Consider the following 25,323-nt stretch of genomic DNA (forward strand, 5'->3'; position numbering starts at 1 on the left):
AGCCTCACGACCGACAACGAAAATCCATCTGAGAGAATAGTCACCGCATGTCGTCCCGACAATATGCTATGTACTGCTTTGGGTCAGACGCGTGCGCGGCGCCATCGCGGCTCGGCCGGCTCGGCCGGCCCGACCTGACCCGCCGCGCCGCTGGGCTGTGCCCGATGGAGGCGCCCGGAACGGGTCACCCATCGCGATGAGGTCAACGCCCCTTTGTTCATCGAACTGTGTTCATCGAAATGGCCGGTGTTTGGATCGAATTCGCGTACAAAGATTTTTCTTTTGTTGTTGAAGGCTTGTGTGGATAGGCGTATATCTTGGTCGAAGATTGGGGTGCATGGGAATCGTTGCTTGCCATAGGACGGACAGCATGAGGGCCAGCGCGCACGGTCACACGGGGCCAGGCCCCTGGGAGTCCCCTCCCGGGGCCGATCCCGGCGTGACGCCGGCAACGCCTTCCTTGTCGTCTTTGTCGGCGCCGTCCTCGCGTCGCGGCCTCTTGCGGACCGGCGCCCTGGCCGGCGCGTCCGGCGTGCTGTTGGGGCCGGCGTTGGCGGTCGAGGCGCTGGCGGCCAACAAGGCCACCGGCTTCCGGCTCGGCCAACACACCCGCAAGACGCGCGTCGTGATCGATCTGGCCGGCGAGCCCACCTACCGGGTTTTCACCCTGACCGAGCCGGCCCGGCTGTTGATCGACCTGGCGGACTCCGACTGGCTGGTGCCGGCCGGTGCGCTGCCCGACAGCACGGGCCATATCGCCCGCGTGCGCTATGGCTTGTTGGACGGCGGTCTGACACGCGTGGTGCTGGACCTGACCCGGCCGGCCCGCATCGAGACGGCTTTTGCCCTGTCGCCGCGCGACGGCCACGCGTGGCGCCTGGTGGTGGATGTCGTCGACACGCCGGCCCGCGCCTTCCGCGAGACGGCCGGCCACGCCCATGCGGTCGTGGGCGGACCGATACCGGAGACCCCTGCCACGACGACGGCGGCGGTCGCCCCGGCGCCGTCCGAGACGCCCGAAACCCCAGATCCCCCTGCCTCGGCGGTCGCGAGCCCCCCCGTTCCGCCGCCAGAGCCGCCGCCGCAGGAGCTGCCGCGGCCGATGCCCTCCATTCTGGCCACGGGGACCGAACTGACCGCCGCCGGCGCGGGCGCCGCCGCGCTGTCCCAAGTCGCCTTCGTCCCGGTCCCGGCGCGCAAGCCGCCACCGCCCCACAAGCCACTGATCGCGCTCGATCCGGGGCACGGTGGGCGCGATCCGGGCGCCATCAGCGTGCACGGCGTCTACGAGAAGGACATCACCCTGGCCATGGGCCGCGAGTTGCGCCGGGTGCTGGTCGGCACCGGCCGCTATCGCGTCTTCATGACGCGCGAAAGCGATGTCTCGGTGCGGTTGCGCGAGCGGGTGCGGCGCGCCCGCGAGGCCGGGGCGGACCTGTTCGTGTCGATCCATGCCGACGCCATCGGTAATCCCAAGGTCCGTGGCCTGTCGGTCTACACGCTGTCAGAGAAGGCGTCCGACGCCGAGGCGGCCGCCCTGGCGGAGCGCGAGAACAAGGCCGACATCATCCTCGGCATGGACCTGCAGCACGAATCACACGACGTCACCAGCATCCTGATCGACCTGGCCCAGCGCGAGACCATGAACCGTTCGGTCTCGTTCGCCAACGCGCTGCTGAAAGAGCTGCCGCCCGACATCCGCACGCTGAACCACAGCCGCCGGTTCGCCGGGTTCGCGGTGCTGAAGGCGCCGGACGTGCCGTCGGCGCTGCTGGAAATGGGCTACCTGTCCAACGCCACCGACGAGAAGCTGTTGCGCCAGCGGGCCTACCGCGCCAAGTTGGCGCAGGCCGTGGTGCGCTCGCTGGACCGGTTCTTCACCACCGTCCAGGGGGCGCGGCTGCCCTGAGACGCGGCGGCCTTGACCGCGCCACATTCCCATCCTAACGGAACGAGAGTGCGATCCTGGCGTTAACGCCATGCGTCCCGCCCCGCCCCGGCGATCCGAATTGGCAGGCGCGGAGCGGCCACACCCGCCAATGGTCATGCCCCCTGCCCATTGGTTTCATTCCCAGAACGCGCGACGGCCCCCCATGTTGAAGGTATTCCGGCTCTTTCTTAGCGGCACGATCGTCCTGTCGGTGGTCGGCTTGGCCGTCGTTGCCTACCTGTTCTGGCATTTCAGCGCCGACCTGCCGGCCTATCGGCACCTGAAGACCTACGAGCCGCCGGTTACCACGCGCGTCTATGCCTCGGACGGGCGGCTGATGGCCGAATACGCCATCGAGAAGCGCGTCTACCTGCCCATCGAGGCCATCCCGGAGCGGGTTCGCAATGCCTTCCTGTCGGCCGAGGACAAGTCGTTCTACAGCCACCCGGGCATCGACGCTCTGGGGCTGGCTCGCGCCGTCATCACCAACGTCCGCAACCTGAACACCGGCAGGCGGCCGGAGGGTGCGTCGACCATCACCCAGCAGGTGGCCAAGAACTTCCTGCTGACCAACGAGGTCTCGATCGAGCGCAAGATCCGCGAGGCGCTGCTCGCCTTCCGGCTGGAGCAGGCGTTCACCAAGGACCACATCCTCGAATTGTACCTGAACGAGATCTATCTCGGCTTTCAGTCCTACGGCGTGGCCGCCGCCGCCTTGAACTATTTCAACAAGTCGGTCGACGAACTGACCATTTCCGAGGCCGCTTTCCTGGCGGCGCTGCCCAAGGCGCCCAACAACTACCATCCCGTCAAGAATCCCCGTGCCGCCTACGCCCGCCGTGATTGGGTCATCGGCCGGATGCTGGACGACGGCCACATCACGCCCGAACAGGCCGAGCAGGCCCGTTCAGCGTCAATCATGCTGCGCGAGCGCGACGAGACCCAGGCGGTCTACGGCGCCGGGTTCTTCTCCGAGGAGATTCGCCGCACCCTGGCCGACCGCTACGGCGAGGACGCGCTGTACAAGGGCGGGCTGGCCGTGCGCTCGACCCTGGATCCGCGCCTGCAGAAGATCGCCGGTCGGGTGCTGCGCGAGGGGCTGGCCGCCTACGACCGCCGCCACGGCTGGCGCGGGCCGGTCACCACCCTGCCCGACGAACCCGGCTGGATGGGACCGCTGGAGGCAATCGAGCGGCCGCCCGGCGCGCCCGAGGAGTGGACGCTGGCGGCGGTGCTGGAGGTCGAGGCCAAAGCCGTCACCCTCGGCCTGCCCGGCGGCGAGAAAGCCACCATGCCGTTCGAGACCATGGAATGGGCGCGCCCGTGGCGGGAGAACCAGCGCGTCGGCCCCGCGCCGGACAGCGCCGACGACGTGCTGTCGCTCGGCGACGTGGTGCTGGTCGAAGAGGTCACCAACGACGAGGGCGAGCCGACCGGCACCTACGCCCTGCGCCAGATCCCCGAGATCGAGGGCGCCCTGGTGGCCATGGATCCGCACACCGGCCGCGTACTGGCGATGATGGGCGGCTTTTCCGCCGAACGCTCGGAGTTCAACCGCGCCACCCAGGCGCTGCGCCAGCCCGGCTCGGCCTTCAAGCCGTTCGTCTACATGGCGGCGCTGGAAAACGGCTACACCCCGGCGTCGATCATCCTCGACGCGCCGTTCGTCTACGACCAGGGGCCGGGCTTGGCCAAGTGGAAGCCGAAGAACTACTCGAACCGGTTCTACGGCCCCTCGACCCTGCGCATGGGCGTCGAGAAGTCGCGCAATCTGATGACCGTGCGCCTGGCCCAGGCCGTGGGCATGGACAACGTGGCCGACGTCGCCGAGCGGTTCGGCGTCGCCGACGACATGCCGCGCTACCTGGCCGCCTCGCTCGGCTCCATCGAGACCACCGTGCTGCGGCTGACCACCGCCTATGCCATGATCGCCAACGGCGGCAAGCGCATCGACGCCACCCTGATCGATCGCATCCAGGACCGCCACGGCGAGACCATCTATCGCCACGACGGGCGTCCGTGCGGACGCTGCCAGGAGGTCGGCTGGACCGGCCAGCCGGTGCCGGCCCTCCCCGATCCGCGCCCCCAGGTGATCGACCCCCTGACCGCCTACCAGATGGTGTCGATCCTGGAAGGCGTGGTGCGGCGCGGCACCGGCGGGCGCATCGGGGCGGCCATCAGCAAGCCGTTGGCCGGCAAGACCGGCACCTCCAACGACGCCGTCGACACCTGGTTCGTCGGCTTCTCGCCCGACCTGGCCGTGGGCGTGTTCGTCGGCTTCGACGAGCCGCGCACCCTGGGGCCGCGCGAGGCCGGCTCCACCGCCGCCGGCCCGATCTTCCGCGACTTCATGCTGGCCGCCCTGGAGGACACACCGGGCCGTCCGTTCCCGGTGCCGCCGGGCATCCAGTTCGTGAGCATCGACCGTCAGACCGGAACCCGCGCCAGCGGCGGCGAGGGCGCCATCACCGAGGCGTTCAAGCCGGGTGAGGGACCGGTCACCAACCCGACCGTGCTGGATGGCTCGGGCGCGGGAGGATATGGCGTGTCAGGGGACTACGGTTCCGCTGCTGTGCCCTCGACCCAGGGCGTGGGCGTGGTGCCGATGCCGGGAACCGCGGGCCGTTCGCCCTCGGCCGCCTATCAGCCCGGACAGCCGGTCGAACCGGGCCAGGGGCAGGTCGGCGGCCAAGTGGGCGGACAGGCGGGCGCGGCCCCGCCACCGCCACCGTCGGGCAGCCCCGCCGCGCCCCAGGCGGGCGGGTTGTATTGAGGACCCGCGCCCCTCAATCATCGTCCGCCAGCGCCGCCTTCGGGTCCGCCCGCGTCGCGCCGCTGGGGAACGTGCGCATCATCCACAGCAGCAGCAGCAGCCCCGGCACGGCCGCCAGGGTGGTGACCAGGAAATACGTCACCCAGTCCACCTGCTCCGCCAGCCAGCCACCGCCGGCCGAGAAGAACGTGCGCGCGAAGCTCATCAGGCTAGAGACCAGCGCGTACTGCGTCGCCGTGTAGGCGATGTTGCACAACGATGACAGGTAGGCCACGAACGCCGCCGTGCCCATGCCGCCGGTCAGGTTCTCGACGCTGATGGTCACCACCAGCCAGCCGAGCTCCGCCCCCACGTACGCTTGCCACGCGAAAACAAGGTTCGAGCCCGCCTGCGCCACGCCGCAGATCAACAGCGCCTTCATGATGCCCAATCGCGCCACCATCAGGCCACCCAGCAGGCCGCCGACGATGGTCATGACCACGCCGTAGCCCTTGGAGATCACGCCCACCTCGGTCTTGGTGAAGCCGATTTCCTCATAGAACGGCATGGCCATGATGCCCAGCAGCGCGTCGCCGTACTTGTAGAGCGCGATGAACACCAGGATCCAGATCCAGTGCCGCCGCGTCATGAAATCCACGAACGGGCACACCACCGCGCCGTACAGGAACCCCAGCGTCTCCCGCGCCCAGCCCGGCAGATGGGCGGTGCGCGCCAGCAGGGCCTCGACGCGCGATTCCTGCTCGCGCACGCTGGCCGTGGCGGCGGCGCGGTCGGGCTCGGGGCTGAGCAGGGCGGTGACGATGCCGATCCCCATCAGTCCGGCCATCGCCGAATAGGCCCAGAACCACCCGGCGACGTCGGCGACGATCAGCGCCCCGCCGCTGGCCACCACCATGCCGATGCGGTAGCCCAGCACGATGGTCCCGGCGCCGGCGCCGAGCTGGTGTTCCTCCAGGCTCTCGACACGGTAGGCGTCGATGACGATGTCCTGGGTGGCCGAGGCGAAGGCCAGCAGCACCGCCCACAGGGCCGTCCACCACAGATCAACGGCCGGGTCGGTCGCGCCCAACCCCACCATGCAGCCGATGATCAGGAGTTGGGCCAGCAGGAGCCAGCCGCGCCGCTGCCCCAGCAGGGGCGTCAGCAGCGGCAGCGACAGCCGGTCGACCAGTGGCGACCACAGGAACTTGAAGCCGTAGGCCGTGCTGGCGAAGGCGAACAGGCCGATGGTCGCCTTGGAGACCTCGGCCTCGGCCAGCCAGTACGACAGCGTCGAGAACACCAGCAGCAACGGCAGCCCGCTGGAGAAGCCCAGGAACAGCACGCGGATGACGCGGACGTCGCGGTAGACGGCCAGGCTGTGCCACCAGGCCTGAAGGCGAGGGGAGGACGCTGCGGGGATCACGGCGGCAGGAGCCTTTCAGCGGGGGGAGGAATGTCGATGGTGCCACCATCATCGTGTTCAGTATCCGCTGAAGCAAGGAGCGCTCGATGAGAAACCTACTCGTCGCAGTGTTGCTTTCCATGAGGCCGACGCGTAGCATCCTCGCACGTTATGGAGACAGCGTCCAAATTGACAGGTTCGGGCCAAGGACGACCCCCATGACTGATGACAAACCGTCCGACGGCCCCCTTTTGCGCATCACCAGCTACGACGCGGACACAGGCACGCTCTATCTTGAGGCCGATGCCGACGATACGGGGGCCGAAGCGGACCTGACCGATGACGAAATGATCGTTGTTCGCAACGCGGCGGGTCAGGTCGTGTCGGTGACGGTGCCGTTTATTGACACATACTGGTCCCGGCATTGGATAGCGTTGACGGAAGCCCTGTCACGGATCGGCCGTTTTGACCGCGCAGGCTTGGCCCGTGCGATCGGACGGCCCGGCGTGACGACGAGGCATATTTCCGCCTACCGCGCCGCGCGAACCGCGTCCGCCGGGCCGTACCGGGCTGGCGCTGGCCTGGATCGATAATCCCTGCGACGCCACAGGCAGGCTCGGACGGCGGGTGACCCGCCGTCCGATCGTGCGGCAAATGCCAGCCCCCTCACCCGCCCCGGGTCCGGCGGCGGACGGTGGCGACGATGCGGGCCAGGCCATGCACAATGGTCGCCAGCAGGGTCAGCCCCGCCAGCCCCCATCCGGTCACGGTCAGCCACGGATAGGTATCCCGCCCCGGCATATAGAAATCGGTCAGCGCCCCCAGCCGGCCGCCCTTTTTGTGGCATTCGTTGCAGGCGACGGCGTCCTCCTTCGGGGCCACCATGTGGTTCAGGGGCCAATAGGTCTCGGTCTCGACGAACCCGTAGTCCCCGGAGAACCCGACCGGCTGCAGCGCCATGCCGGCCTGCAACGCCTTGGGCCAATCGAAATTGTTCCAGAACGACGTGTCGTCCTTGCCGAACACATGCGGCAGGGCCAGCACGTTGCGCCCGGCGTCATAGGGCTGGCGGCTGCGCATCACCTTGAACGGCCAGATGCGCGAGTCCAGGTCGTCGGCCGCGCCCGCCGGGGCGTTGAGCGTGACCGGCCCTGACGGGTCGATGGTCTCGCCCTTCTTTACGTACTGGATGACGCCGTTGAACCAGCGGTATTCCGGCGTCATGTTTCCGGCCCAGGCGAAGTGGCCCTTTTTCGACGTATAGCTGACGTAGCCGTGCTCGTTGTGTTCGGTGAAAGGATCGCCCGCGTCCGTCAGGCGCCCGGCGGTGGACCAGTCCCAGGCGATCTTGGTCAGGCGATCACCGCGCGCGTACGCCGGGATGTGGCAGGTCTGGCAGGCCACGCGGTCGGTGTGGTCGTTCAGCTTCGACTGCTGCGGATGCGGCGTCATGCCGTGACAACTCTCGCAGGTGGCGCGGGTGTCGTCGGTATGGCCGGGCACGTCGATGCCTGTGCGGTCGACGGCCTTGGGGGCGTAGCGGCTGCCGGTCACCTCGTGGCCGCCGGTGGTGTGGCAGGTGGCGCACTGGAAATCGAGCCCGGCGGCGTCCATGTGCACGTCCAGGGCGAAGGTGGGCTCGATCAGCGAGGTGTCCAGGTCGCCGTGCTTGACGCCGTCCTCGCCGCCGCCGTTGAAGTGGCAGGCGCCGCAGTTGGCGCGGGACGTGGGGCCGACGTGCTGGGCGATGTCCGCCAGGTCCAGCGACGGATCGGCGCGGCCGGCATCCTTGGGCGGCTTGACGTAGTCGCCGGTGGTATCGTGGCAGACGAGGCAGTCGACCGCCGTTTCCGACGTGAAGTCGAAGCTTTCATCTTCCCAGCCGTAGCCGATGTGGCAGCTTGTGCAGCGTGGCCAGTTGGTCTCGATGGAAATACAGAAGTTGTTGACCACGTTGCGCTTGCCCAGGCCGGTCTGGCCGGTGACGGCGTTGTCATAGGTCCAGGTCCAGTGCGTCGTCTGGTGCAGTTGCTTGGCCGCGTTGGTGTGGCAGTGCAGGCAGGCCTCGGTCACCGCCGGGCCGTCGGCGAACGGCCCTTTCAACTCCTCGAACGTGGTATGGTCGGCGGTGGAATTCTCGGCCGTCGTCACCCAGGCCCCGGTGGAGCCGATGGCCCCCTGGGGATCGGCGTGGCCGACCGACGGCACCCCGGCCACGATCGCGGCGAGGCATAGGCCGGCGGCCATGACAAGACCGGACCAGACGTCACGGCCCGATAGGGGATGGCAGACTCCTCCCGGCATCTTGGTTGTCTCCCTGTTGGCCGCCGCTTGATTTTTTGTGATGGGACCCTGTCCGTCCCGGCGGCCGGCCGGCGGGGTCACGGTGGTGTCATCGTCTTCAGGAAAACCGGTTCAGGCGCGCAACGCATTGATGGAACGCACTGGGACGGAACGCACTGGCCGTGTCTCCTGCGCAGTGGACACCGCGCCGTGTCTTTGGCACTGTATCGTTACCGGGCCGGGACAATACGGCCGGGCTTCGCGGCGGGGGGGAGGCGACCGGTGGCGACGCTTCAAGACGACCTTCAGGGCATCCTGGAAAAGCACAAGATCGACCCGTCACCGGCGATCGGGGACCTGGTCGCCTTCGTCACCGAAAAGATCAAGCACACGGAAGAGCAGGCGAAGGCCGTCACGGCCGACACGTCGACCGCGCAAACCGTGCTGGCGTCGTTCGCGAAACAGTCGCAATCCGCCCGCGATCCCGTCGAGGTCATGCGGGAAATTCTGAAGGACGACGCCTACACCAAGGACGAAAAGGTCCTGCTGTTCATGATGTCGCGCGAGCGGTTCCGGAACCGGCGCCGGATGGCGTACATCTCCCTGGGGGCCATCGTCGTGGCGGCGATCCTGCTTGTGCTGGCGATCATGGTCGAGGCCTTCGGATGGGCCGACCCGCTGTCGGTGACGACGATGCAAAACGGCATGGAGACGACAGAGGATCGCTACGTTTCCGATATCATACAAAAATACGACACGACGATCATGTGGCTCGGCGGCTTTTTCACGTCGATCATCGCGTTCTATTTCGGCGCCTCCGCCCTGCGCCCATCCAGCTAGCGCGCGGTCCCTCCCACGTGTCCGCCAAAAGCCCGGGCGAGCCGACAGGAAGGGACAAAACCGCTCTCCAACCCTCCCCGTAAACGGGGCGATCCGATACACACATCCGTGCAGGCAGCGCCCGCCGCCTTCGCGGATGTGTCAATCGGATCGCCCGCCCGGCTGGTGTCGTCGTGTGCATTGTCGGCACCCCAGGTATCCCGGAGCGATGGCCGGTTTTTGTCGCGCCCGACGGCGCGTCTGCGATAGTCTCCCTGGAATTGTCCTATACGCGCCGGTGGGCACGGAACAGAGGCGTGTTTGAGCACTCGGCCTCCGAGGTGATATTCATGGAGTTCCAACAGGTTGGCACGGGCGTTCCCGGACTGGACGGGATCCTGGCCGGCGGCTATCTGGCGGCATGTCCCACCCTGATCATGGGGCAACCGGGGTGTGGCAAGACCCTGTTCCTGCTTCAGTTCCTGGCGGACGGGGCGAGCCGGGGCACGCGTGCCGTGTGCGCCACCTGCACCGAGTCGCCGGAGCGCCTGCAGGAGCACATGAAGGCGTTCGGGCATCCCGTCGAGCAGTGGATGGCCGACGGCCTGCTGGTGTTCGTCGATCTGCGTCCGGTGCCGGGCGAATTGGTCACCGGCGCCCTCGATCAGACCGTCATCAAGGTGCGGCTGGACGCCGCCCTGGGGGCCGGCGGCGCCGACCCCACCATGGGCCGGCTGGCGATCGACGATTTGAACCGTCTCGCCTATGCCTTCGATCCCAGCGGCATCGCCGCGCGGCAAACGCTGGACCTGCTGCGCCTGCTGCGCGACTCGGGCATCACCACGCTGATCTCGTCCGCCGAGACCGAGGCGGCCCGCGACAGTCTGGTGGACTACGCCGTCGACGCGGTGATCGAACTGCGCCAGACGGTCGAGCGCCGTTTGATGACGCGCACGCTTCGTGTCACGAAGATGCGCGGCGTTCAGCACGGCACCAACGAATACCCGTTCATGATCGACGATGCCGGGCCGTCGCTGATGCCCGTCACACAGCTTGAGGGGCAGTATCACGCGCGGGCCGGCATGGTCAGCACGGGGCACGCGCGCCTGGATGCCCTGTTGGGCGGCGGCCTGTATCGCGGCGGGTCGCTCATGATCACCGGGACATCCGGCGTCGGGAAGTCGACGCTGTGCGGCCAACTCGCCGCCGGTTTGTGTGCCGACGGGCTGCGGGTCGTCTACAAGACCTTCGAGCAGGAAGAAAGCGAACTCACGCACGATTTCCACGGCGTCGGGATCGACCTGCGGCCGTTTGTCGAGAACGGCCGCCTGCGGTTCGTGCGCGCCCGGTCCGTCGATTGCGGCCTGGAGGAGCACCTGATCCGGCTGGCCCGCATGGCGGATACGGACCGGCCGGATGTGCTGATCATCGACGCCGTGACCTCGATGACCGACCTGGGCGACGTGACCACCGTCAAGAGTATGCTGCTGCGCCTGATCGACACCTGCAAGAGCCGCGGCATTCTGATCATCATGGTCGAGTTGCTGTGGGACGCCCAGGACAGCGTCAGCCAGATGGGACTGTCGTCGCTGCTCGACACGTGGATCCGTCTGGAACTGCAACGGCAGGTCGGGGAATACGTGCGCCTGATCCGGGTCCTGAAGGGGCGTGGGGCGAACATCTCTCACCAGATCAAGGAGTTCCGGATCACCGACCAGGGCATCGCGATCGAAGACCCGTACGTGGGCGGCGGCAGTTTCGTGTTCGGCACGGAAAAGCTGATCCGCGAACAGGCGGAACGCCACGAACACACCCGGATGCGCACCCGGCTGGAGCGGCTGCAACGCGAGTTGGAGGTGCTGCCGGGGGCCTTTGATGCTCGCCTCGCCCAGACACGCCTGGAGCGCGAAGAGGCCATCGAGCGGCTGCGGGACGAGATCAACGACCTTCAACGGGCCCTGGAGAACGTGCACGCGGATGCCAGGGCGGTCTCGGCCGCCCGAGGAGGTGGCTGATGGCCACGGCACCGCCCCCATCGCCACAGACGCCGGTCCTGCGGCTGTTCGTGCTGGGGCAGTCGGAGACCGTGCGGCGCGCGATCGCCAACGCCCGCACCCTCGGCCCCGTGGAGGTCATCGATGTTCGCGACGATCCGGGCGCGGCCGAGGCCGCGCGCATCCTCGCCACGCCAACCCTGATCCGCACCGACGACACGCCCGCCCGCATCGTTGGGGACCTGCGTGACCTCGACGCCGTGCGCGCTCACCTGGGACCGCCCTATGATGCCCTCGGCGCCGAAAACCACCACCACCACGATGACCCCTGACGTGACACTGTACACGCTGGCGCTGGACCATCTGGCGGAGGGGGTCCTCCTGCTGGAGTCCAGCGGCCGCATCGTCTACGCCAACCATCAGGCCGCGATGCTGTTCGGCCACCCTGCCGACGCGCTGGCCGGCACCACGTTTTCCGCGCCCATCCGCACCACGGGCCCGGTCGAGATCACCATTCCCCGCACCGACCGCCGCCCCGTGATCGCCGAAATGCAGGTCGTGCCGCTACAGGCGGAGACGGACACATTGTCCCTCGTCTCCCTGCGCGACATGACTGGGCGCTACGAGGCCGAGGCACAACTGCGCGAAAGCGAGGCGACGTATCGGGCGGTGATCGCCACCGCCAACGATGGCTTCTGGTTGACGGATGCGACGGGTCAACTGTTGGAGGTCAATGACGCGTACCTGCGCATGACCGGGTTCAGCCGCTCGGAATTGCTGGGCTGCCGGCCGGATTTCGTCGACGCCGACGAGGACGCCGACGCCGTGCGCGCCCGCATGGCGGAGGTCCTGGAGTCGGGCGGGGCCATGTTCGAGACGCGTCATCGCACGCGCGATGGCAGGATCATCGAGGTCGAGGTCAGCGTCAGCTTCGCGCCCTCCATCGCCGACGGGCGCCTGTTCGTCTTCATCCGCGACATCACCCCGCGCAAGCGCGCCGAGGCGTCGATCCTGGCCGCCAAGACGGCCGCCGAGCAGGCCAACCACGCCAAGTCCGAATTCCTGGCGGCCATGAGCCATGACCTGCGCACGCCGCTCAACGCCATCATCGGCTTCGCCGAAATGATCCAGATGCACATGTTCGGGCCGCTCGGTGACGAGCATTACGAAGGATACATCGCCGACATCCACGCCAGCGGCGAGCTCTTGATCAGCCTTGTCGACGACCTGCTCGACCTGTCCAAGGTGGAGGCCGGTAAGTTCGAAATCCAGGAGCAGGTGGTGGTCGTGCCCACGGTGATGGCCCTGGCCCGGCAGCAGACGGCGACCATGGCGGCCGAGGCGGACCAGACCATCGTCATCGACCATGCCGACGACCTGCCGAGCCTGCGCGGCGACCAGCGCGCCCTGGTCCAGGTGTTCTACAACCTTCTGACCAATGCCATCAAGTTCAACCGGCCGAACGGTCCGATCCGGTTCACGGCTGCCCTGGCCGACGACGGGAGCCTGGAGGTTCGCGTTGCCGACGAGGGCATCGGCATGAGCCCCGACGAGGTCACAAAGGCCCTGAAGCCGTTCGAACAGATCGACAGCGCCCATGCCCGCAAACACAAGGGCACCGGCCTCGGGCTGTACCTGTGCGTGCAGATCATGCGCCTGTTTGGCGGCAAACTGACCGTCGACAGCACGCCGAACGTTGGCACAACGGTGATGCTGTGGTTTCCGCCCACACGGGTCGGCGCGCCGGCCGCCGTAGAGGCCGAGGCCGGCGATACGGCGTAACAGGGTGCGGAACGGTCCCACCCCGCACGTTGCCATCCACCCCCGATCCGCGCTAAAGGACCCTGCCCGCCCCGCTCGGGGTGAGGGCGCCCCCGCCATTGCCGGAGCGCTTGTTTCATGGACACGCCGTCCACGCCTCGCCCCCTGACCGATCCGGGGGGGGACGATCCCTCGCCGGGCGCGCGCGGACTCGACCATGTGCTGACGCTGATCGCCGCCCCCGGCACCGACGCGCTGAGCGCGCCGGCCGTGGATGCCGTGCGCGCGGCGCTCGGCCGCCTCGGCGCCGAGGACGACCGGCCGCGCTGGCTGGCGTCCGGCGAAGCGTGCGACATCGCCTTTGCCGGCCTGGCGCCGGATCAGGCCGAGGGCGTCGCCCGCACAGCCCTGGGCGACGCGCCGGTCGACGTGCTGGCCCAGCCCACGGCCGACCGCCGCAAGGCGCTGCTGATCGCCGACATGGACTCCACCATCGTCACGTCGGAGACCCTGGACGATCTGGCCGAGCACGCGGGCCTGCGCGACCGGATCGCCGGCATCACGCGGCGCGCCATGAACGGTGAACTCGATTTCGCCGACGCGCTGCGCGAACGGGTGGCCATGCTGGCCGGCCTGTCCGAGGAGGCCTTCGCCCGCACCTGGGCCGAGACCCGCCTGACACCGGGCGCCCGCGCCCTGGTCGCCACCATGAAGGCCAACGGCGCGTGCTGCCTGCTGGTCTCCGGCGGGTTCCGGTACTTCACCGCGAAGGTGGCCGAGCAGTGCGGGTTCGACGATCATGTCTCCAACGACGTGGTGATCGAAAACGGCCGCCTGACCGGCGCCGTGGTCGAGCCGGTGCGCGACCGCCGCGCCAAGCTGGCCACCCTGGTCGAACACGCCGGCCGCCTGCGTCTGCCCATGGCCCGCACGCTTGCGGTGGGGGACGGCGCCAACGACCTGCCGATGCTGATGGCCGCCGGCCTGGGGGTCGCCTTTCACGCGCGGCCTGCTGTCTCCGCCGAGGCCCGCGCCGTCGTCCGCCACGGCGACCTGACGGCCCTGTTGTTCGCTCAGGGCTACACCCGCGACGCATTCAGGGAGAGGGCATGACCGCCGACCCGCTGCTTGACCGCCTGGCCGAGATCGTCGGCCCCGCCGCCGTGCTGACCGAGGCCGCCGACATGGCGCCCCACCTGGAGGAGCCGCGCGGTCTGTTCCATGGCAAGGCTCGCGCCGTGGTCAAGCCGGCCACCACCGAGCAGGCGGCGGCCGTCGTCGCCGCCTGCCATGCCGCCGGCGCGCCCGTGGTGCCGCAGGGCGGCAATACGGGATTGGTGGGCGGCAACGTGCCGTTCGAGCACGGCCGCGAGGTGGTGATCTCCACCGCGCGCCTGAACCGCATCCGCGACCTGGATCCGGTCAACCTGACGGTCACGGTCGAGGCCGGGGTGATCCTGGCCGACCTGCAACGCGCCGCCGCCGACGCCGATTGCCTGTTCCCGGTCAGCCTGGCCGCCGAGGGCACCTGCCAGATCGGCGGCTCGATCGCCTCAAACGCCGGCGGCACGGGCGTGCTGCGCTACGGCTCCATGCGCGAACAGGTGCTGGGGCTGGAGGTGGTGCTGCCGGACGGCCGCATCTGGACCGGCCTGCGCCGGTTGGGCAAGGACAACGCCGGCTATGCCCTGCGGCACCTGTTCATCGGCTCCGAGGGCACGCTGGGGCTGGTGACGGCGGCGACGCTGAAGCTGTATCCGGGGCCGAAAGCCACGGCCACGGCGCTGTGTGGCCTGGACGACCTGGAGAAGGTCACCGCCCTGCTGCGCCATGCGCGCGCCTGGTCGGGCGATGCCGTGACGGCGTTCGAGTTCATGCCCCGCTTCGGCATCGAGATCACCGCCCGCCACATGCCCGGCTGCGCCGATCCGCTGGAGGCGCCGTGGCCGTGGTATGCGCTGATCGAGCTGTCCAGCCCGCGCGCCGACGCCGGCGTGCGCGACGACCTGGAGGAGCTGCTGGGCGAGGCGCTGGAACAGGAGATGATCGCCGACGCCGTGCTGGCGGAAAGCCTGGACCAACGCGACGGGCTGTGGCGCCTGCGCGAGAGCATGAGCGAGGCACAGGCGTTCGAGGGCGGCTCGATCAAGCACGATGTCTCTTTGCCGGTCTCGTCGATCCCGGCGTTCATCGCCCGCGCCAACGTGGCGGTGGAGGACATTCTGCCCGGCATCCGCCCCTGCCCGTTCGGCCACGTCGGTGATGGCAACGTGCATTACAACCTCACCCAGCCCGAGGGCATGGACAAGGCGGCCTATCTGGCCCGCTGGGACGAGGTTAGCCACATGGTGCACGACATCGTCGCCGCCATGGACGGCTCGGTCGCCGCCGAGCACGGCGTCGGCCGCCTCAAGGTGGGCGAACTGGAACGCCTCAAGGCGCCGGTGGAATTGGAGATGATGCGCGCCATCAAGCACGCGCTCGACCCGGACGGGCGGTTCAATCCCGGCAAGGTGGTGGTATAACGGCCGGGGGCGCCATCAAGGCTTGCCCTTTGGCTGCGGTGGGGCCGTCTGGATCGGGCTCGGGTATTTCGGCGGATTCTTCGGCCCCTCCGAGGACGTCGGCGGCTGATATCCGCCCCGATCGACCCACTGAACCGCGGGATCATCTTGCCCCGGACGGCCTTTGCCGCGGAGCGGGACCTTTTTTGTGGTCTGTCTGTCGCGCGCCATGGACGCCTCCTTCGTGTCTGTCCGAACAGCCTTGGTTCGTACCGCGAAAGGTGTTCGCTTTGGGGCTAGAACACAAAATGTTGCGGTTTTGGGACCTTACCGGACGGGCTATTCGTCCGGGATGACCTCAACGAATTTGATGTCTGACGCCCTGATCCACAAGCCGTGCTCGCGGTCCACGAGATTGAAGTCAGGGTCCGCCAGTCTTTGAATGAACAGGTCCCGGTCGGTTCCCGCCGACGAGGCAAAGGACTTGCCCCCCATCAGGCCGTGGATCCTCTCGTTGTCCCGCGTCGTGACAATGATCCAGGTCCATGGCCGGGTCCGGGTCTGCGCGAACATCAGGTCCCACCCGCTGGGCGCCGGATGGATGATGTTCAGACCCATCCTTCGGGCCAGCGTGCGAACAAGTTGATGCTGATAGCTGACGCCAAGAACAACACCGATTACAACTGGAAGAAAAAAATACAACGTCAGGTGATATAGTGGTCCAGAAATATCAATCATGCTGAATATGGGCACGACTATCGAATAATACAGAACCGAAATCATGACGTAGAAGATGGCGCCTTCCTTGATTGCCGGCAGGCGCCCCGCCACGAACTGGCTCCGCAAGGCCAGAATCACGAATCCTGGGGCCATCGCCGCAATGGCGAAATACACCTCGTCGGCCTTTGGCAAGTCCATTGGCGCGCCCTCGCCTTGTTGCCGGGAGCCCGACGGTACCGCACGGACCGCCCCGTGTATATGGAGGGGTTGCAGGGCCGGCCGCCGACCATCCGACCCGCCGTTAACCGGATGGTGGGGCCTGCCGCGTTAGCCTCCCCCCATCGGTGACACGGACGGATCGCGTGCGATGGCCCATGGCAGGCACAGGTGGGGACGAGAGACAGGGCCGGCTGGGTTGGCCGGGCTGGTGGTGGCGGCTGGCCTTTTGCTGTCGGCGACCCTTCCGGCGGAGGCCCGCGAGGCGGGCAAGACGCGCCAGTACGGCATCGCCATCGCCCCGTTCTGGGAGGTGGGCGAGCCCGACCCCGAGCTGACGCGGCTGTGCCGCAAGGGTCTGTTCAATCAGCGCGCCAACAACAGCCTGTACATTGGGTATCTCGGCAAGCAGAACCCGGGGCGCGGCTATACCGGTATCGCCAAGCGCGGTTACAACCTGTCCGACCCCACCGGACAGGCCGAGCCCAACATGACCTACCACTTCTTCAACGACGGCTATTCCAACTGCAAGGTCTACGTGGCGCCCGATCCCGACCCCGAGCCGGGCGCCCGGTAGAGGGCATGTGTCATGATGGGCCCCTCATGCCACAGGCGGGAACTGAACGCCCTCGCGTGGATAGGGCTATCGATGGGGTGGACGTCCCCTCCGACGGCCTCAATGTGCCAGGATAGCGGTGTCGCGACTGCTATTGAGGAGGAAGCCTTGCGGCCGATCAGCGACCGGCTACATGCACAGGAAGGAGGTCGCGCACTATGAGCGACAAACCAAAGGACAGGCTGCGAGACCTGCCCCGTCATGAAACCGACGCCGAAGCCGAGCGGTTTGTCGACGAGACCGATCTGAGTCAATACGACTCTACCGGGTTTCAGCCGGCGGCGTTCGAGTTCGCCCGCAAAGATGCCCGCGTGAACATGCGTCTGTCCGAACCCTTGCACGACGCGGTGAAGGCCCGCGCCCAGGCGCGCGGCATGCCTTACCAGCGGTTTGTCCGTGAGGCCATTGAGCAGGCCCTTTCCGGCGATCATCCATAATCCAGTGAAGGCCCCTGTCCATCAGTTGGTCGCGTGGCCGCCGCTGATCTCGTTTACAGGCCAGGGGAAAGGACCTGCCCCCCGGTCTCGGTCCTGGCCGTTGGCGTGCGTGCGTGCGTTTTTTTGGCGCTCCCTCTTGGGCCAGAGCGGTGCCCATGTCCCGATAGTGCGCGACATCACGGTGGAGTTGTTCGAGGTCCCGGACATACTCCCGCCGGCCCGTGTAGAGGTGTAGAGGTGTAGAGGTGGCCGGAGTCGGCGAGACGGCCCCCGGCGTTTTTTTTCAAACCGGCCTTCAAGCCGGGCCGACTTGTCATCGACCAACGAGGAAAAAGCCTAACAAAATCAGTGGCTGGGGGACCTGGATTCGAACCAGGACTGACGGAGTCAGAGTCCGCTGTTCTACCGTTAAACTATCCCCCAGCAGGGGAGCGCTGGGCCGACGCGCACCCGGGCAGGGCGCCGACCATGATGACGACTGGTTCGGCCCCACACTCCCAAACTCGGCGGCCAAGAGTGGGCCGACCGCGTTTGGGGGAGGGTGTTTAGCACACGCTGGCGGGCATGGGAAGGGAAGAGTCCGGACGGGCCAGGGCAATCGGGTGAACGGAGGCCCATCGTCGAGCCGGCCCCCCGGGGTAGAGGCCCGCACAAAACCCGTCGTTGCAAGCCGGCGTCTTTGGACGCCAGCGAAGCAATCCAGGGCGTGTTCATGATGTATTCGCCCTGGACTGCCCCCTTGTGGGGCGGGGGTCACCCCAACCAGAAACGCGACCATCGTGCCGATGGTCGCGGGGGCTGGTTCGGGGTCGCGGTTGTCTTCAAGAACAAGCGCACGCCGCAGTGGTCCGCCGTGCCTCCACCCAATAGCCCGGGCCGGGCAGGGTCTTGGCGTGGCCTTGTCCAAATGCCAAACCGCGCGCGGGGTTTACGCCCGGCGGCGGTCGCCCGCGTCGGCGCGCACCTCGGCGACGGTGCCCATCGCCGGTTCGATCCGCCACGCCTCGGGCCGTTGGAACAGCGCCCGCAGCAGCAGGTTGTTGAGGCGGTGGCTGGGGCGGTGGCCGGCGTACACTCCGACCATCGGGTGGCCGGCCAGGTACAGGTCGCCCAGCGCGTCCAGCGCCTTATGGCGCACGAACTCGTCGTCGTGGCGCAGGCCCCCTGGGTTCATGACGGCATCGCCGTCGACCACCACGGCGTTGTCCAGCGAGCCGCCCCGGGCCAGACCCATGGCCCGCAGGCCCTCGACCTCGTGGCGGAAGCCGAAGGTGCGGGCGTCGGCCAACTCGCGGCGGAAGCTGTCGGGCGTGACGGTGACCACGCGGCGCTGACGGCCGATGGCGGCGCTGGTGAAGTCGATGCCGGCGTCGATGGTCAGGCCGCGCGGCGCCGGCCGCAGGGCGGCGACGCTGTCGCCGTCCTCGACGGTCACCGGATCCCGCACGCGCACGACGCGGCGCGGTGCCTGCTGGGCGCGCAGACCAACGGCCTCGATGGGGGCGACGAAGGCGGCCGACGAGCCGTCCATGACCGGCAACTCGGGGCCGTCGACGACGATCTCGGCGTTGTCGACGCCCAGGCCGGCGAGGGCGGCCATCAGGTGCTCGACCGTCGAGACGGTCACCCCGGCGGCGTTGCCCAGCACGGTGCACAGGCGGGTGTCGACCACATGGTCCCAGCGCGCCGGGATCATCGGGTCGCGGTCGGTCACGTCGGCGCGGTGGACCCACACGCCGCTGTCGGCCTCGGCGGGGCGCAGCGTCAGGGTGACGGTTTCGCCGGTGTGCAGGCCGATGCCCGAAACCGTCACCGGCGCGGCCAGGGTCTGCTGGTTCGTGGCGTTGCGGGATGAGGGGCGCGCATTCATCATCACAGGTCCTTGACGGGTTTGCTGCCGGTGGACTGATCCGGGCTGTTTGGGATGTGCCGCCGGAGGGGTCTCGGGGCCGTCGGCGCCACCGCGTGTCCGCCGCGTGTCCGCCGCGTGTCCGTCACCCTGACCGTGCCGCCCGGTTCACCGAATGTCCCAGCGAAACGTTCGTGTATGTCCAGACCTAGAGTTAGGCGCCGGCGCGACTCGGCGCAAATCAATCATTGTTTCAAAATGTTGCGTTCGCATAGGCGGGAAAAATCGGCCGGAAACAAGGCGTTGCGGAGCACACCTCAACGGCCGTCAAAACGGCGTGCCAGCGGGGCGGCCCCGACCCGGCAACACGGCGCGCGTTTGGCGGGTCGCGCCGCACGGCGCCACCCATTGTATCCAGTGTCGGAACCACGCCCAATATGGGGCGGCGCGGGCGGCGGTCGCGTCAGGGGACCAGCACCGTGGGGCAGCCCATGACGACGACGCCGCCGTGCGCGGTGTTGCTGGTGATGCGCGCGGCCGGCATTCCGCTGATCAGGACGGTCGGGGATCCGACGACGATGCTGTCGGGCGGCCCGACGCACGTGCACATGTCCCCCACCCGCGCCGCCGGCAGGTTGCCGATCAGCACCGTCACGGCGCACGGCGGCAGGATCGGCCCGCCCACGTGCGGCACCAGCCCCGTGACCATGGGGCAGACATGATTATCGGTCACGCGAGAGGCGGGCATGGGCATGGCCGAACACTCCAGGATGGCGGGCCAACCAAGGGTACCACTCGGCTCTGCCGATGACCGGTGGTCCAGCCCTTGCAAACCCGACCATAGCACACGGTTCCGGCTGCGATCCATGCCGCGACCGATGCGTTGCGAAAACACCGCTGGCCGCCGTTTTTCACCGGTTTGTGACCCGGGTCACCGCCTCGGCCATCGACCTGTGCCAAACTAAGGCCGTGGTTCCGTCTTGGCGAAGCCACATCGCGGCCCTACGTCGTGATATGGAGCGTCCGGTCACTGTCTGGCCGTCGTTTCGAAGGGGACCGGCCGGCCCATACCCTCCGGACCGGCCTGGTTTTCTGCTTCTCTCTCTCCATCACCTTGCCCGGGAGCGCCCGACAGCGCCCCGGGCCTTCTTTCCCCCGGGCCTCCTTAAGCGGCGTGGTTTCGCCGCAAGGACCGACCGGACCGGCCCGCGCGGGCCGGTCCGGTCGCGCACCTCAATGATGTAACCCTTGGCGGCGTCGCTGCACTAAGCCGTCTTCGAGCCCCGGTTGCCCAGGCCTTTTGCCCACTGCGTGACCCGGCGGACCAGGTCGCCGATTTCCTGGATGCCCATCACGCGGGCCAGCACCGCCAGGAACACCACCTCCAGAACCACGATCAGCAACGGCAGGAACACCGCGCCCAGCGCATCGAATACGATGATATCCAGCAGGATGACCATCGCGAACACGAACAGGAATCGCTCGACCTGACGGTTTTCCCGTTCGGTCTTCACGGGCTCCCGCGCCTCGGCGGCCGGCGTCGGTTCGGCCTCGGCGGTCACGGTTTCGGTCTCGGTATCCATATCTCCACCCCTCCACGATGATCGGAACCCTGTCGCGCCATCTCAGCCTCTCCCGCCGTCAGCCAGGGGCGGGGCATTGGCTCCCGATGCGTTCTGCGGATGGCCCGGGCGGGGCGCGACGGGTCCGCCCGGGACGGGAGCGGTCCGCGTTCTTCGGACAACGGAAACCGGCGGCGGAGGAGCCACGTCGCTCCGTCGCCATCAGCACCAATCCGGTTTCCGAACCATGACTATCGGCGAGTCCAATACTTGACGCAAGATGTCCGAATATTTGAAAGCTTCGTTCTTTTGGCGCCTCTTTAGGACTCCAACTCATTCTTCCGCATGAGCCTGCCCGAGAAGCGACGCCAAACGAAGGGTCGCGTCATTGCGCCGGGGGCGCCACAGGCCCCGGTCCAGCGCCTCCTGGAAGCGGGCGGCCATCTCACGCAGGGCCTCGGGGTTGGCGTCCGCGATGAAATCGCGTACGGCCGCGTCCTCCAGATAGGCGTCGAACAGCAGGTCGAAGTGGTGGTCCTTGACGCACCGCGCGGTGGCGGCGAAGGCGAACAGATAGTCCACCGTGGCGGCGATCTCGAACGCGCCCTTGTAGCCGTGGCGCATGACGCCGGCGATCCACTTCGGGTTGGCGGCGCGGGCGCGCACGACGCGGGCGATCTCCTCGTCCAGGGTGCGCACGCGCGGGCTTTCCGGGCGGCTGTGGTCGGAATGATAGACCGCCGGCTGTTGCCCCGACAGCGTGCGCACCGCCGCCGTCAACCCGCCCTCGAACTGGTAGTAGTCGTCCGAGTCGAGGATGTCGTGTTCGCGGTTGTCCTGATTGTGCAGGACCGCGTCGACGCGGGACAGGCGGGCCTCGAACAGGTCCCGCGCGCCCGCGCCCTCCGCCCCGTCGCCGTAGGCATGGCCGCCCCAGGCGACATAAGCGGCCGCCAGATCGGCATCCGTCTCCCACCCCTGCTCGTCGATCAGCGCCTGCAGGCCGGCGCCGTAGGCCCCGGGGCGCGAGCCGAACACCCGGTGTCCGGCGCGCCGGCGGGCGGCGGCGGGATCGGCGCCCTCGCGTTCCAGGCGCGCGGCGTCGGCGCGCACCCGCGCGGCCAGCGGGTTCAGGTCCGGCGGCTCGTCCTCCAGCGCGGCGATGGCCCGCGCCGCCGAGTCCACCAGGTCCACCTGCGCCGGAAAGGCATCGCGGAAGAAGCCGGAGATGCGCAGGGTGACATCCACGCGCGGCCGGTCCAGCACCGACAGGGGCAGGATCTCGAAGCCGATCACCCGGCCCGACGTGGTTTCCCAGCGCGGCCGGGCGCCCATCAGCGCCAGCGCCTGGGCGATGTCGTCGCCGCCGGTGCGCATGTTGGCCGTACCCCAGGCGGACAGGGCGACGGCGCGCGGCCAGTCGCCGTGGTCCTGGGCGTGGCGCTCGATCAGCAGCATGGCCGAGCGCCAGCCGAGCGTCCACGCCGCCGGGGTGGGCACGCGCCGGCTGTCCACCGAGAAGAAGTTGCGGCCGGTGGGCAGCACCTCCGGCTTGCCGCGCGTCGGCGCGCCGGAGGGACCGGGCGGCACGAACCGCCCGTCCAGCCCGGCCAGCAGGCCCGAGAGTTCCGCGCCGCCGCACGCGTCCACCGCCGGACCCAGGGTCTCGCGCACGTGGTCCAGCACGGCGCGGGTTTTGGTCCAGGCCGGATCGGGCTCCACCCTGCCCGCGACCAGGGCACGGGCCAGGGCCTCCAGCCGCTCCACCGTGTCGCCGGCGGTGCGCCAGGGGTCCGACACGGCCTCCGCTCTGTGGTGGCCCTGTGTGCCGGGCCGAAAGTCCGGACCGGACGCCGGCTCGCCTCCGTCATTGCGAGCCGGCGTCTCCGGACGCCGGCGAAGCAATCCAGGGCTTGGGTGTGCGGTCTCCGCCCTGGATTGCTTCGTCGCTGCGCTCCTCGCAATGACGGCCTTTTGGTCTCGCACCGCATCCCCGGCCGGTGAAGGCAGCGCGGGTTCACAGGCAACGGCGCCCGTCGAGCCGGCTCCATCCCCGGCCAGCACATCCGGACGCGGGCCGGTCCAGGGGCGTCCCAGGTCGCCCGTCTCCAGCGGATCGAACCCCAGCCCCAAATCTCCCGCCAGCGCCCGCGTCAGCGAGGCCTCCGCCGGCCGATCGCCGCGCGGTGGCCGGGCCAGCGCCAGCAACAGGTCGGTGCGCTGGTCTCCTGAGGGCGAGCACCCGAACACGTGCAGCCCGTCGCGGATCTGCAATTCCTTCAGTTCGCACAGATGGTTGTCGAGCGCCGCCAGCGCCTCTTCGGCGTCCGCCTCGATGGCCGCGTCGCGAGCTGGCGGCAGGCCCAGGTCCGCCGCCAGACCACTGGTCTCGGCCAGCGACAGGATCTCTTCGCGCAGCACCCGCAGGCGGCGCGGGTCCACCCCGGCGGCCTCGTGGTACTCGTCCACCAGCCGTTCCAGGTCGCGCAAGGGGCCGTAGCTCTCGGCGCGGGTCAGCGGCGGCGTCAGGTGGTCGATGATGACCGCCTGGGCGCGGCGCTTGGCCTGGGTGCCCTCGCCCGGATCGTTGACGATGAAGGGATACAGGTGCGGCAGCGGGCCGAACACAGCCTCGGGCCAGCACGCCGCCGACAGGGCCAGGCTCTTGCCCGGCAGCCATTCCAGATTGCCGTGCTTGCCCATGTGGACCACGGCATGGGCGCCGAACACGTCGCGCAGCCACACATAGACCGCCAGATAGCCGTGCGGCGGCGTTAGCGCCGGATCGTGATAGCTGCTCACCGGGTCGATGTGATAGCCGCGCGCCGGCTGGATGCCGACGACGACGTGCCCCATCGCCATCACCGATAGCGAAAACCCGCCCCGGTCGGGCAGAAACGACGGGTCGTCCGCCGGTTCGCCCCAGCGGTCGGTGATCTCGGTCCGCAGGGCCTCGGGCAAGCGGTCGAAAGCCTTGCGGTAGGTCTCCAGCGGCAGCACCACCCGCACCTCCCGCCCGGCGCGCGCTTCCAGGGCGTTGGTCGGGCCGGCCCGCAGACGGGCCATCAGGTCGGCGCCGTCGGCCGGCGGGTCGTCCACGCGATACCCCGCCTCGGCCAGCGCCTCCAGAACGCGCACCGTGCCGGCCGGTGTGTCCAGGCCGACCCCGTTGCCCAGGCGGCCGTCCTTGTTGGGGTAGTTGGCCAGCAGGACCGCCACCCGCCGTTGCTCCGGCGGCGTGCGGCGCAACGCCACCCAGCGGGCACAGAGGGCGGCGACGAAGGCCACCCGGTCTGGCTCGGGCACGTGGCCGTTGACGTCCACCTGCGCCGCCTCGTCCCACTGGTGCAAGCCCTTGAACGACACGGCGCGGGACAGCACGCGCCCGTCCACTTCCGGCAAGGCCACGGCCATGGCGATGTCGCGGGCCATCAGGCCATGCTGCCCCTCGCGCCAGGCGGTGGCCGCGCCGCTGGCCAGCACCGCCTGGATCACGGGGACGTCGTGGGCGGCGAACGGCCCGGCGCGGGCGTGGTCGGGCGAGGCGACGGCGAAGCTGGTCAGGTTGAGGATCAGGTCGGGCGGCGTTTCGGCCAGGATCTCGCCCAGCACGGCCGCCGCCACCGGGTCCTTCAGGCTGGTGACGAACACCGCCAGGGTGTCCAGCCCCTCGGCGGCCAGGGCCTCGCGCAGGGCCTCCACCACCGCCAGATCGCCGGCCTGGGCCAGCGCGCGGTAGAACACCAGGGCGGCGACGGGCCGCGTGCCCGTCGGCGCCGGTCCGTGCCGGCCGGCGGGGGGCAGCGGCGCCGGCTCGCGCCAGTCGGCGAAGCCCGGCACCCCCAGCAGATCGGCGCAGCGGCGCAGCAGGTGCCCGGCGTTGTCGACGCCGCCATGGACCAGATACTGCCACAGGCGGTGCACTTCGGCCGCCGGCAGGGTCGAGGCCTCGGCCAGGTCGGGGTCGGGGTTGGCGTCGCCGGGCAGGAACGCCACCCGCGCCCCGGTGCGCCGCGCGATGCCGGTGATCCGCTCGACGCCATACGGCCAGTACGCCCGCCCGCCCAGCAGCCGCACCACGATCAGCTTGGCCTGGGCCAGCACGGCGTCGGCGTACAGGTCCACCGAGTAGTGGTGGCCCAGCCGCGTCAGGTTGGCCAGCCGCAGCGACGGCAAGCCCGTCCCCAGCCGCGCGCGGGCGGCGGACAGGCAGGCGATTTCGGTATCGGCGGCGGTCAGGATGACGACGTCGGCGGGGTCCTGGCCCAGGTCCACGGCCTCGCTGCCGTCGCTGACCACGCCCGGCGTGGCGGCGAGCAGATGCATGAGGGGAAAGGTAAGGGCTGCGCCGCCCCGGCGCGAGCCCTGTCGTGGTGATGGAGGTGGGCGGTGGAGTTTGGGCGGTGGAGAGCGGCCCCGCCCGCCAGGGGAATCGGGTGAACGGGTCATGCCGTGACGACGCTTGCGAGGTAGTC

At 68.8% G+C, this 25,323-nt stretch carries 18 protein-coding genes and 1 tRNA gene; 11 read left to right on the forward strand and 8 right to left on the reverse strand.

Annotated elements, in window-relative coordinates:
* The first annotated feature begins 499 nt into the window (after positions 1-499).
* On the forward strand, positions 500-1,909 hold the full coding sequence (locus tag Q0309_RS11820) for an N-acetylmuramoyl-L-alanine amidase (protein ID WP_299440994.1): 1,410 nt from the start codon (positions 500-502) through the stop codon (positions 1,907-1,909).
* A 184-nt stretch (positions 1,910-2,093) separates the two neighbouring features.
* Entirely contained in the window at positions 2,094-4,703 is a 2,610-nt protein-coding gene (locus tag Q0309_RS11825; RefSeq protein WP_299440997.1) for a penicillin-binding protein 1A, read from the forward strand.
* Between the two features lie 13 nt (positions 4,704-4,716).
* Here the strand turns inward: Q0309_RS11825 and Q0309_RS11830 are convergent, their stop codons facing one another.
* Positions 4,717-6,108, reverse strand: a complete 1,392-nt coding sequence (locus Q0309_RS11830) for an AmpG family muropeptide MFS transporter (RefSeq protein ID WP_299441000.1) — start codon at positions 6,106-6,108, stop codon at positions 4,717-4,719.
* An 86-nt stretch (positions 6,109-6,194) separates the two neighbouring features.
* Between Q0309_RS11830 and Q0309_RS11835 the strand changes: the two genes are divergently transcribed.
* The gene (locus tag Q0309_RS11835) at positions 6,195-6,680 is read left to right on the forward strand and encodes a hypothetical protein (RefSeq protein ID WP_299441003.1); all 486 of its coding nucleotides are present in this window, start codon (positions 6,195-6,197) and stop codon (positions 6,678-6,680) included.
* 73 nt (positions 6,681-6,753) lie between these two features.
* On the opposite strand, the gene Q0309_RS11840 is transcribed toward Q0309_RS11835, so the two are convergent.
* Complete coding sequence (locus Q0309_RS11840) at positions 6,754-8,391, reverse strand: tetrathionate reductase family octaheme c-type cytochrome (RefSeq protein WP_299441007.1); 1,638 nt, start codon at positions 8,389-8,391, stop codon at positions 6,754-6,756.
* A 261-nt stretch (positions 8,392-8,652) separates the two neighbouring features.
* Here Q0309_RS11840 and Q0309_RS11845 point away from each other — a divergent pair, with 261 nt between their 5' ends.
* The 6 genes from Q0309_RS11845 (at position 8,653) to Q0309_RS11870 (ending at position 15,469) form a co-directional block, all read left to right on the forward strand.
* The gene (locus tag Q0309_RS11845) at positions 8,653-9,210 is read left to right on the forward strand and encodes a hypothetical protein (RefSeq protein ID WP_299441010.1); all 558 of its coding nucleotides are present in this window, start codon (positions 8,653-8,655) and stop codon (positions 9,208-9,210) included.
* A 329-nt stretch (positions 9,211-9,539) separates the two neighbouring features.
* A complete protein-coding gene (kaiC, locus tag Q0309_RS11850; RefSeq protein ID WP_299441013.1) occupies positions 9,540-11,204 on the forward strand; it encodes a circadian clock protein KaiC in 1,665 nt (554 codons plus the stop codon).
* A complete protein-coding gene (locus tag Q0309_RS11855; protein WP_299441016.1) occupies positions 11,204-11,515 on the forward strand; it encodes a circadian clock KaiB family protein in 312 nt (103 codons plus the stop codon). Before kaiC ends, Q0309_RS11855 begins: the two co-directional genes overlap by 1 nt.
* A 1-nt stretch (position 11,516) precedes the next feature.
* Positions 11,517-12,965 carry a PAS domain S-box protein gene (locus Q0309_RS11860; protein ID WP_299441019.1) on the forward strand — a complete coding sequence of 483 codons (1,449 nt, stop codon included), beginning with the start codon at positions 11,517-11,519 and terminating at the stop codon, positions 12,963-12,965.
* Positions 12,966-13,082: 117 nt separating this feature from the next.
* Positions 13,083-14,057, forward strand: a complete 975-nt coding sequence (gene serB, locus Q0309_RS11865; RefSeq protein ID WP_299441022.1) for a phosphoserine phosphatase SerB — start codon at positions 13,083-13,085, stop codon at positions 14,055-14,057.
* On the forward strand, positions 14,054-15,469 hold the full coding sequence (locus Q0309_RS11870) for an FAD-binding oxidoreductase (RefSeq protein WP_299441025.1): 1,416 nt from the start codon (positions 14,054-14,056) through the stop codon (positions 15,467-15,469). Before serB ends, Q0309_RS11870 begins: the two co-directional genes overlap by 4 nt.
* A gap of 318 nt (positions 15,470-15,787) precedes the next feature.
* On the opposite strand, the gene Q0309_RS11875 is transcribed toward Q0309_RS11870, so the two are convergent.
* Positions 15,788-16,366 carry a DUF6338 family protein gene (locus Q0309_RS11875; RefSeq protein WP_299441028.1) on the reverse strand — a complete coding sequence of 193 codons (579 nt, stop codon included), beginning with the start codon at positions 16,364-16,366 and terminating at the stop codon, positions 15,788-15,790.
* Between the two features lie 169 nt (positions 16,367-16,535).
* On the opposite strand from Q0309_RS11875, the gene Q0309_RS11880 reads away from it, so the two are divergent.
* Together Q0309_RS11880 and Q0309_RS11885 are read left to right on the forward strand one after the other, a co-directional pair.
* Positions 16,536-16,961 carry a hypothetical protein gene (locus Q0309_RS11880; RefSeq protein ID WP_299441031.1) on the forward strand — a complete coding sequence of 142 codons (426 nt, stop codon included), beginning with the start codon at positions 16,536-16,538 and terminating at the stop codon, positions 16,959-16,961.
* 197 nt (positions 16,962-17,158) lie between these two features.
* Positions 17,159-17,437, forward strand: a complete 279-nt coding sequence (locus Q0309_RS11885; protein ID WP_299441034.1) for a CopG family antitoxin — start codon at positions 17,159-17,161, stop codon at positions 17,435-17,437.
* A gap of 349 nt (positions 17,438-17,786) precedes the next feature.
* Here the strand turns inward: Q0309_RS11885 and Q0309_RS11890 are convergent.
* From Q0309_RS11890 to cobN, 5 genes are all read right to left on the reverse strand, one after another.
* A tRNA-Gln gene (locus Q0309_RS11890) sits at positions 17,787-17,860 on the reverse strand.
* 505 nt (positions 17,861-18,365) lie between these two features.
* A complete protein-coding gene (gene lpxC / locus Q0309_RS11895; RefSeq protein WP_299441037.1) occupies positions 18,366-19,310 on the reverse strand; it encodes a UDP-3-O-acyl-N-acetylglucosamine deacetylase in 945 nt (314 codons plus the stop codon).
* A gap of 439 nt (positions 19,311-19,749) precedes the next feature.
* On the reverse strand, positions 19,750-20,040 hold the full coding sequence (locus tag Q0309_RS11900) for a PAAR domain-containing protein (protein WP_299441039.1): 291 nt from the start codon (positions 20,038-20,040) through the stop codon (positions 19,750-19,752).
* Between the two features lie 511 nt (positions 20,041-20,551).
* Positions 20,552-20,869, reverse strand: a complete 318-nt coding sequence (locus Q0309_RS11905; RefSeq protein WP_299441042.1) for a hypothetical protein — start codon at positions 20,867-20,869, stop codon at positions 20,552-20,554.
* Between the two features lie 312 nt (positions 20,870-21,181).
* Positions 21,182-25,174 (reverse strand): cobaltochelatase subunit CobN, encoded by a 3,993-nt coding sequence (gene cobN, locus Q0309_RS11910; RefSeq protein WP_299441045.1) that lies wholly within the window; start codon positions 25,172-25,174, stop codon positions 21,182-21,184.
* Positions 25,175-25,323 lie beyond the last annotated feature (149 nt).

The organism is uncultured Rhodospira sp. (assembly GCF_937138205.1).
Classification (GTDB): Bacteria; Pseudomonadota; Alphaproteobacteria; order Rhodospirillales; family Rhodospirillaceae; genus Rhodospira.

What these genes read in the sequence shown, in the direction of transcription:
- Q0309_RS11825 (WP_299440997.1), top strand. Translation starts at nt 2,094, where the DNA reads ATGTTGAAGGTATTCCGGCTCTTTCTTAGCGGCACGATCGTCCTGTCG.
- Q0309_RS11835 (WP_299441003.1), top strand. Translation starts at nt 6,195, where the DNA reads ATGAGAAACCTACTCGTCGCAGTGTTGCTTTCCATGAGGCCGACGCGT.
- Q0309_RS11840 (WP_299441007.1), bottom strand. Translation starts at nt 8,391, where the DNA reads ATGCCGGGAGGAGTCTGCCATCCCCTATCGGGCCGTGACGTCTGGTCC.
- kaiC (WP_299441013.1), top strand. Translation starts at nt 9,540, where the DNA reads ATGGAGTTCCAACAGGTTGGCACGGGCGTTCCCGGACTGGACGGGATC.
- Q0309_RS11855 (WP_299441016.1), top strand. Translation starts at nt 11,204, where the DNA reads ATGGCCACGGCACCGCCCCCATCGCCACAGACGCCGGTCCTGCGGCTG.
- serB (WP_299441022.1), top strand. Translation starts at nt 13,083, where the DNA reads ATGGACACGCCGTCCACGCCTCGCCCCCTGACCGATCCGGGGGGGGAC.
- Q0309_RS11870 (WP_299441025.1), top strand. Translation starts at nt 14,054, where the DNA reads ATGACCGCCGACCCGCTGCTTGACCGCCTGGCCGAGATCGTCGGCCCC.
- Q0309_RS11875 (WP_299441028.1), bottom strand. Translation starts at nt 16,366, where the DNA reads ATGGACTTGCCAAAGGCCGACGAGGTGTATTTCGCCATTGCGGCGATG.
- Q0309_RS11880 (WP_299441031.1), top strand. Translation starts at nt 16,536, where the DNA reads ATGGCCCATGGCAGGCACAGGTGGGGACGAGAGACAGGGCCGGCTGGG.
- Q0309_RS11885 (WP_299441034.1), top strand. Translation starts at nt 17,159, where the DNA reads ATGAGCGACAAACCAAAGGACAGGCTGCGAGACCTGCCCCGTCATGAA.
- lpxC (WP_299441037.1), bottom strand. Translation starts at nt 19,310, where the DNA reads ATGATGAATGCGCGCCCCTCATCCCGCAACGCCACGAACCAGCAGACC.
- Q0309_RS11900 (WP_299441039.1), bottom strand. Translation starts at nt 20,040, where the DNA reads ATGCCCATGCCCGCCTCTCGCGTGACCGATAATCATGTCTGCCCCATG.
- Q0309_RS11905 (WP_299441042.1), bottom strand. Translation starts at nt 20,869, where the DNA reads ATGGATACCGAGACCGAAACCGTGACCGCCGAGGCCGAACCGACGCCG.
- cobN (WP_299441045.1), bottom strand. Translation starts at nt 25,174, where the DNA reads ATGCATCTGCTCGCCGCCACGCCGGGCGTGGTCAGCGACGGCAGCGAG.